6 protein-coding genes are annotated in these 7,530 nt (G+C 37.6%); all 6 read right to left on the reverse strand.

The features are described from left to right. Positions 1-521: IS110 family transposase (locus G603_RS0115560; RefSeq protein WP_035793530.1), on the reverse strand; the 521-nt coding region annotated here is incomplete at its 3' end. Positions 522-616: 95 nt separating this feature from the next. Then, positions 617-1,597 carry an Ig-like domain-containing protein gene (locus tag G603_RS0115565; RefSeq protein WP_155832702.1) on the reverse strand — a complete coding sequence of 327 codons (981 nt, stop codon included), beginning with the start codon at positions 1,595-1,597 and terminating at the stop codon, positions 617-619. A gap of 32 nt (positions 1,598-1,629) precedes the next feature. Continuing rightward, the gene (locus G603_RS0115570; protein WP_026670804.1) at positions 1,630-3,324 is read right to left on the reverse strand and encodes a fibronectin type III domain-containing protein; all 1,695 of its coding nucleotides are present in this window, start codon (positions 3,322-3,324) and stop codon (positions 1,630-1,632) included. A 189-nt stretch (positions 3,325-3,513) separates the two neighbouring features. Then, a complete protein-coding gene (locus G603_RS23045; RefSeq protein WP_255345880.1) occupies positions 3,514-3,636 on the reverse strand; it encodes a hypothetical protein in 123 nt (40 codons plus the stop codon). 488 nt (positions 3,637-4,124) lie between these two features. After that, a complete protein-coding gene (locus G603_RS0115585) occupies positions 4,125-5,564 on the reverse strand; it encodes a fibronectin type III domain-containing protein (protein ID WP_026670805.1) in 1,440 nt (479 codons plus the stop codon). A 270-nt stretch (positions 5,565-5,834) separates the two neighbouring features. Further along, positions 5,835-7,283: an aminotransferase class I/II-fold pyridoxal phosphate-dependent enzyme gene (locus tag G603_RS0115590; RefSeq protein ID WP_026670806.1), complete on the reverse strand. Its 1,449-nt coding sequence runs from the start codon at positions 7,281-7,283 to the stop codon at positions 5,835-5,837. Between the last annotated feature and the right edge of the window lie 247 nt (positions 7,284-7,530).

Below are 7,530 nucleotides of genomic sequence, written 5' to 3' on the forward strand. Positions count from 1 at the left end.
TGAGCTGCCGTCCAATGGCTGTTTCCGTCATATCGGTAATCATGCCTTAGACAGAATGCCAGGATCTGCTGCTTGACCTTTTTAAGTGCGAGTTTATGATCATCGCGCATACGGAGGAATTCTTTTACTTCCTCGTCAGATGCGGTAGGAACATGTACCGGACTGTAGTTGTGCTGGGCAAGGCATTTTCCTATGATCTCAGCATCACGCTTATCCGTCTTGATCCTCTTTTTGCCACGTTGCTCCAGCATCGTGGTAGGAGCAAGGATCACACAGTCGACATGATGATCGGTCAACTGGTGATATAAGGTGTAACCGAGGCAGCCCGCCTCATAACCGCATACGAAGATAGTATCGTTTCCGTAGACGGTGCGAAGGAATTCCAGATACTTCAGGACTTCCTTATAATCTGCGGGTGTTCTTCTGGAATAGGAGCCTTTCTCTTTCTCCAGAGTATAAGCACAAAGTGTAAAACTTTCTTTGTGGACATCCATTCCTACGTAAACTGTGGTATTATTCATTTGTGACCTCCTTTTGTATGCGGTAATCCCTGTTACCATTTGTTTTAGCAACTATAGTATACAGGTAAATCCACGTTGCTACAAAATGGAGGTCATTACATATTGTCTATACCATTACCATCGTTTATGAGTTCATTTGAGAAATTTTCGCCTTTATAAACTACATTTATTCTGTCTTTCTTAAAACTTATTGAATGCTGATTTATATTTAGCTTATATTTAGCTGTTTTTACCGGATATTCAAAGTTATCACTATCTTCGACGGTAGCTGTAATTGTTACCGGTTTATAATATGAACTTAAAATCTCTACTTCACCGGTTGATGAATTAACTTTTGCAACACTTTCATTATCGGAAGTATAGGTAACCTTGCCGTCGCCGGTGTTGTTAAGTTTGACTGTAAAAGGCTTATCATCGCAGAATTTATTAACAGTTTCGGTTTCAAACTCAATGGACGCCTCGGTTTTAGTATTACTACTATTACTACTATTATTTAATGTCAGCTCTGAAAGCTGCAGGGTACTTTCGCCTTTTGTATCAATAACCATAAACAGGAAATACTGCCATGTCCCGGTTACATCAACATCAAATGAATACCCTGTATAGCTTGCAGCCTGCATTACCTCATCATTTGTGACTGTATCAATAGTAGTCCAACTTTCGTCACTATTTCTCTTTGCCTTGAGATACCATGACTTAGGATTTCTTCCACCGTGAGTATCTGTATCATTTGCTGTAGTCAAAAAATACTTATCTACTGTTATAGGTACATTTGAACTGAATTCTACATAATAGCAATATGCACTTTCATTTTTCGGAGTTCCTCTGTTACATGTACACCACTTAGTTTGGGTATTACCATCAAAGAGATATATATATGATTCATTTTGGCTGGTAATAGCTCCATCATAAGCTGAAAACTTCACTTCAGAATTTGTGTCACTGGCTAGTGCCGTCAATCTCATTCCCGGTATCAGCCCTAACGCCATCGTTAACGCTATAAACAGGCCTATTAACGAAAATACCAGCCGATTTTGTGCTTCAAACCCAATAGATTCTTCTCTTTTTTCCCTCATTTTAATCCCCCTTGTATATAAAATTATTACACTTATTTAACCCTTACACTTTTTACTTTACTCCAATTTGAATATACCTTGCTGTTACCTGCCTTCTTGTATGTACGGATTCTTACATAATACTTCTTCTTGGATTTAAGCTTTTTTATTTTCGTTGAAGTGGTCTTTGTTTTCTTGATAGTTACAGTCTTGACATCATTCTTGAAATTCTTGTCTGTGCTGTACTGAATTTCGTAGCCTTTAATGCCTTTAGCCGCCTGCTTCTTCCAGGTAACAGTGATTGATTTTATGCCTGCTTTAACTTTTGAAATGGATGTACTCTTCTGTTTCTTATCTACAGTCTCATTCGGCTGTGCCTGCGTGTTTTCAGATGTTGTATCAGTTGCTGTATGAACCTGCTTCGCATTCTGAGAAGACTGTTCTTGATTCGTGTTTGTTTCTTCTGAAACTGCGGACTGTGAAGGTGCATATATTTTTACAGTTATGCATTCAGGAGTTGTTTCTCCGGTAACAGCGCCTTGACCTACAACCTTAAACCAAACATAGTACTCCCCTGCTTCAGTTGCCTCGGGAATATCTGTGCTAAAAGCTGTGTCATCAGGAGATGTATCAGCGTTTTCTCCAAGTGCGTAGTACATTTTACCGCCATAAGCACTTCCTGCTGTTACAAGCTGCTGAGCCTGTCCTGTATATGTAAGATTTTTTGTCTTGGGTTTTTCATTTACACTAATTGACTTATCAGAAAAAATAACTTTCTTGAATGACGAAAGGTCCTGACCGGTACTGCTTATATCGATAAAGCTCTGGCCCTCAGTACCTTCTTTATTAGTCCAACCGGTACCTGTTTTAAGATTTTTAACAGTTCCATATAAAGCATTATAACGTCCCGCTGCCATAACAGAAGATAAAGAATCAATATTAAGTGTGTGCCCTGCATATATTCCATAAAATCCTGAAGCATTATTTACAGCGGTAGCTTCAACTATACTGTTTTCTATATTTATATCTTTAAATCCCATAATACCGTAATCGATATTATAATTTAAACCACTATTTGCTGAGGCTGATATATAAGCATTTCTTATAATTATATTTTCGATAGATGCTGGGTTTTCATAACCTGTAATAATACCACAAGATCTTTCGCTTGCTTTCCCACTTTTTGAAATAATTGAACAGTTCTCCAGAATAATGTTTTCCTCTGTTGACAATCCATAAGTGTAAGCACATTCCTGGTCTGACCCACCCTCTAATATAAGCTTATCATTTATGCTATCGCCTTTTATGGTAACTTGTATGCCTGTACCAAAACCTGCCCCGCAATCCATGGCAAAAGTATATTCGCTGCCGCTTTCTTTTGTTGTAATCCTATTAGTTCCTATAATCTTTATTGTAAGATTTTCTGAAGGAATAACAAATAATCCAGAGATATTTTTATTATTATTATAACTAAAAACTTCACCGCTATTGTCGAAGTTATCAAGAGTAAGTGTATATGTATTTATATCAAAAGAGGCACTTCCCTTGAATGCGGGATTATCCTCCTTATCAATTACTGTATTTCCGGAGTGTACTCTTACTCCGCCAATATAAAATAGTGTTGGAAAACTTTTAGCTGCTTTTGCCGTAATAGGCACGCCCGCAAGACTTCCTGCTGTAAGTGCAATTCCAAGTAGCATACTTAGCAGTCTTTTAAGATTTTTTCCCTTGATCAACCTTCTCTTCATTCCCATTTACCCCTTTTTGAATTATTACCTAAAACTCATCAGATTATGTTTTTCACCTTTAGCTCTTTGATGTGTAAAAGAGCATAACCCAACACTGTAATTATAGGTAATAAAATTCCAGCTATGCATACGAATTATGATCGATTTTATTCATAATTCGTACTTGACAAAACAAAGAAAAAGGGATGTTCAAAGTGTAAGCCATCCATTCTTTTTTGCTTCCTCTTTAAACTTGTCAAAATTATAATCATCATCCATGTACTTATCGAGAGTATCCTCAGATAGTGGAGTTCCTATTTTTGTGTATGGCATATCTTTTCCCCCTTACTGTTTTATTACGGGGAAAATATTGTTTTTCTTTTTTCATCCCCGTAATTTTTAGCCATTTTACGCCATTCTTACGTGGATGAATCTCATTTCTCTAAGCACCCCCGTAATCCTGAGCCTTTTTTCCGCCATTCTTACGTGGATAAATCACATTTCCCCATTCATCCCCGTAATCCACTTCACCATTTCCTGATTTTCTTACGTGGATAAATATTGTTTTTCACGATACCCACGTAATTCAAAACAGCAACTGTTAAAAACTAAAAAGCAGCTAATGATTGACCGACCTTCCATAAATCATTTGACACTACCAAAAAAATTTTAATTTGTTTTAAACTTTATTATTTGCTATAACAAGAGTTAATTCCACGCTATAAAATGTTTATAATTTCGTTTATTACAATTCAAAAAAATGAGCAGGAAAACCGTAATCAATCAATGGTGTTCCTGCTCTTTTCTTTTTAATACAAAACTTATTTTACCTTAACGTTCTTAGCTTTACTCCAACTGGAATATGTCTTCTTTCCACCGGATTTCTTAAAGGTGCGGATTCTTATGTAATACTTTTTCTTGGACTTAAGCTTCTTAATTGTCTTTGATGTTGTTTTAGTCTTGTTGATGTTTACCGTTTTAACATCATTTTCGAACTTCTTATCAGTGCTATACTGAATCTCATAGCCCTTAATTCCCTTGGCTGTGACCTTCTTCCATTTAAGAGTTATAGAACCCTTACCTGCCTTGGGCTTTGAAAGGGATGTGTTTTTCTGTTTTTTATCAATGTTCTCAGCCTTTACCTGTACAGTGGGTGTAGCATTTGTAACTGACTGTTCAGAAGGATTTGCAGATTGTTCCTCTGGCTTTTTCGGTAATTTGATAGTAAGCGGTGAATAATATGAATACCTGTATTCATCTAATTTATCGAGCATTATATCGTTTTCAGTAAGTACAAAATCGCCATAATAGTTACAGCCATCTAAAACAGACAATTCTATAGACTTTATAGTGCGTTTTTCTGTTGCAATTATAGCAGATAAATCGCCTTTTCCATCACCATCTAAATCAAAAATAAAAGGATCACTGATTAAATGAATCCCAGTCTCTAAAAGCAAACTTTTTTTTGCGAATGACGTTGTGTAGTAAGTACAAGAAGCCTGATCATCGGTAATTGTTTTAGAACCATTTGTTAAATCAACAGTATATGCGCCTTTATTTCCATATGTTTTATCTATTATTACTTTCTTTTCCGGAGAAGAGGAAAATCTTTTTCGTATATCCCAAGAAGTACTTCCATTTTGGTTAATATTTGCACCAGAAGGCTCTGAAATAATCATACCTTCTCCAAGACTAAGAGGCCCTTCACCGGTTACCATGACAGCATTTATTTTAGAATCAATAGATATTTTTCCACGATCAAAAAGAAGATCATCATCTTCGACCTTAATACCATAGTCAGATCCTTTTATTGTAATGTTTCCATCGATTGTCAAGCCACCGTCGAAACCGGGAATACGTTTATAGTAAATACCATATGTATCATATGAATCATCAGTAATTTCAATAGTTACATTACCCTTTATAGTAAAATTACTGGTCCACTCTATGTTTATAGCTGTTTTTAAGTCTGATATTTGCTTTGTAGTAGTAATCTTTGCATCATAAAATGTTAAAACATTATTAGTCGAATCAAATTTTGCATAACCGGTACCGTTCGGCCATGTAATCCTGTCTTTGTTTTCAGTTGTAACATTTATGCCCCCAACATAAAGATTATAACCAACAACTGCTTTTGCTTCTGTTTTACTTCCTGCAAATATTATTAGAGCCAACGATAAAAGTGCCAGGTTCGAAATAATCGCTTTAATATGTTTCATATTCCCTCCTACTATATTCACTTTAAACATTTTTCTTAACATAACTAATCCCTCCAAAAATCACATTAATTCATCCCACATTATTTTATCCTATTATTAATATGTCATGGCTACGAATTATGCATAAAACTATGCAAATTCCGTACTTGACAGGTGAAAAAATCTATGAATTATTCATACTACAATACATACTCATAAAGGGCGTCATTATGATATTCATCATCATTACCGAATAACCGGTTTTGAGGAAAATATCATAATAACGCCCTTTTTAATGTTGACTCAAACAAAATATTACAACTATATCGAAAATTATTTAATTACCTGAAGCTCTGATATATCCTCACTCTCAGGTCCCTGCATTGAACAGCCCTTTTCTTTTGCAGTTATTATATAATCAAGAATTTCTTCTGTAACAACCTCGCCCGGAGAAATGATCGGTATTCCCGGAGGATAACACATTACAGATTCAGCTGAGATTCTTCCTACAGTCTGCTTTATCGGAAGTGATTCCTTCTCAGCATAGAAAGCTTCCTGAGGGGTTGCCTTCACAATAGGTGTTACATACTCTGCTGAGAAAAAGCTCTGCTCAGGTTTTGAATAAAGTCTTCTGATATCAGATAAAGCTCCTGCAAGTCTCTCAATATCCTGAAGCCTGTCGCCAATAGAGATATACGCCATAACGTTAGAAAGATCACCAAATTCCATCTGGATATCATACTCATCACGAAGAAGGTCATATACCTCAATTCCTGTAAGGCCTACGCCTCTTGTATTTACTACAAGCTTGGTCTCATCGAAATCATAGATGCTTCCGCCGTTTATAAGCTCGTGTCCGTAAGCGTAGTAGCCGGGGATCTCATTTATCTCTTCTCTGGCATATTTAGCCATCCCCGTAACCTTCTCAAAGCTGTCATGACCATGAAGAGCCAGATTCCTTCTGGAGATATCAAGGCTCGCAATGAGAAGATAACTTGCACTTGTGGTCTGAGTCAGGTTTACAATTCTGCTGATATATCCAACATTTGCATTCTTACCACAAAGAAGTATGGAGCTCTGAGTAAGACTTCCGCCGGATTTATGCATACTGATGGCAGCCATATCAGCTCCTGCCTTCATGCCACACAAAGGAAGATTTGGTCCAAAATAAAGGTGTGTGCCATGGGCCTCATCCACCAGAGCCTTCATTCCGTGTGCATGGGCAAGATCAACTATAGCCTGCAGATTCGAGCAAATTCCATAGTAAGAAGGATTATTGATCAGAATTGCTTTGGCATCAGGATTGTCCTTAACAGCATTCTCAACATCCGCAAGCTCCATTCCAAGAGGTATTCCAAGTTTGGTATCAACCTTGGGATCAATATATACAGGAACAGCGCCGCACAGAATAAGCGCATTTATGGCACTCTTATGCACGTTCCTAGGCATAATTATCTTCTCACCATGCTTAACGGAAGACAAAACCATGGCCTGAACAGCACTTGTGGTACCGTTAACCATCAAAAATGCGTGCTCAGCTCCAAATGCATCTGCTGTAAGCTCTTCCGCTTCCTTTATAACGGAAACGGGATGACACAGATTGTCCAATGGCTTCATGGAGTTAACATCTATACCAACGCACTGCTCTCCAAGAAAGCGCACCAGCTCTGCGTTTCCTCTTCCTCTTTTATGTCCGGGTACATCAAAGGGTACCACTCTCTGTTTTCTAAATCTCTCAAGCGCTTCATAAACAGGCGCTCTTCTCTGACGATCAAGATTCAACAGGCCAGTCCTCCATGTTATATATAAGAATCGAGTAGGAGGCTACCCCTCAAGTGAGTAGCCGACCTCACACACCACCCGGCATACCGTTCGGTACCAAGGCGGTTCCTTTAGTTTTCAACAGACTTTCAGATAATAGTCAAGCATGGACGTATATCCGAGCTTGGCTATTATTTTATTTGTAAGCGCAATGGAAAGCATCTGTGCCGCTCTCCAAGTGCCTTTTCTTGTATTGGCAAGCTTATGC

Origin of the sequence: Butyrivibrio sp. AE3006 (genome assembly GCF_000424165.1) — a bacterium.
In the GTDB taxonomy this organism is placed as follows: Bacteria; Bacillota; Clostridia; order Lachnospirales; family Lachnospiraceae; genus Butyrivibrio.

What these genes read in the sequence shown, in the direction of transcription:
- G603_RS0115565 (WP_155832702.1), bottom strand. Translation starts at nt 1,597, where the DNA reads ATGAGGGAAAAAAGAGAAGAATCTATTGGGTTTGAAGCACAAAATCGG.
- G603_RS0115570 (WP_026670804.1), bottom strand. Translation starts at nt 3,324, where the DNA reads ATGAAGAGAAGGTTGATCAAGGGAAAAAATCTTAAAAGACTGCTAAGT.
- G603_RS23045 (WP_255345880.1), bottom strand. Translation starts at nt 3,636, where the DNA reads ATGCCATACACAAAAATAGGAACTCCACTATCTGAGGATACTCTCGAT.
- G603_RS0115585 (WP_026670805.1), bottom strand. Translation starts at nt 5,564, where the DNA reads ATGTTAAGAAAAATGTTTAAAGTGAATATAGTAGGAGGGAATATGAAA.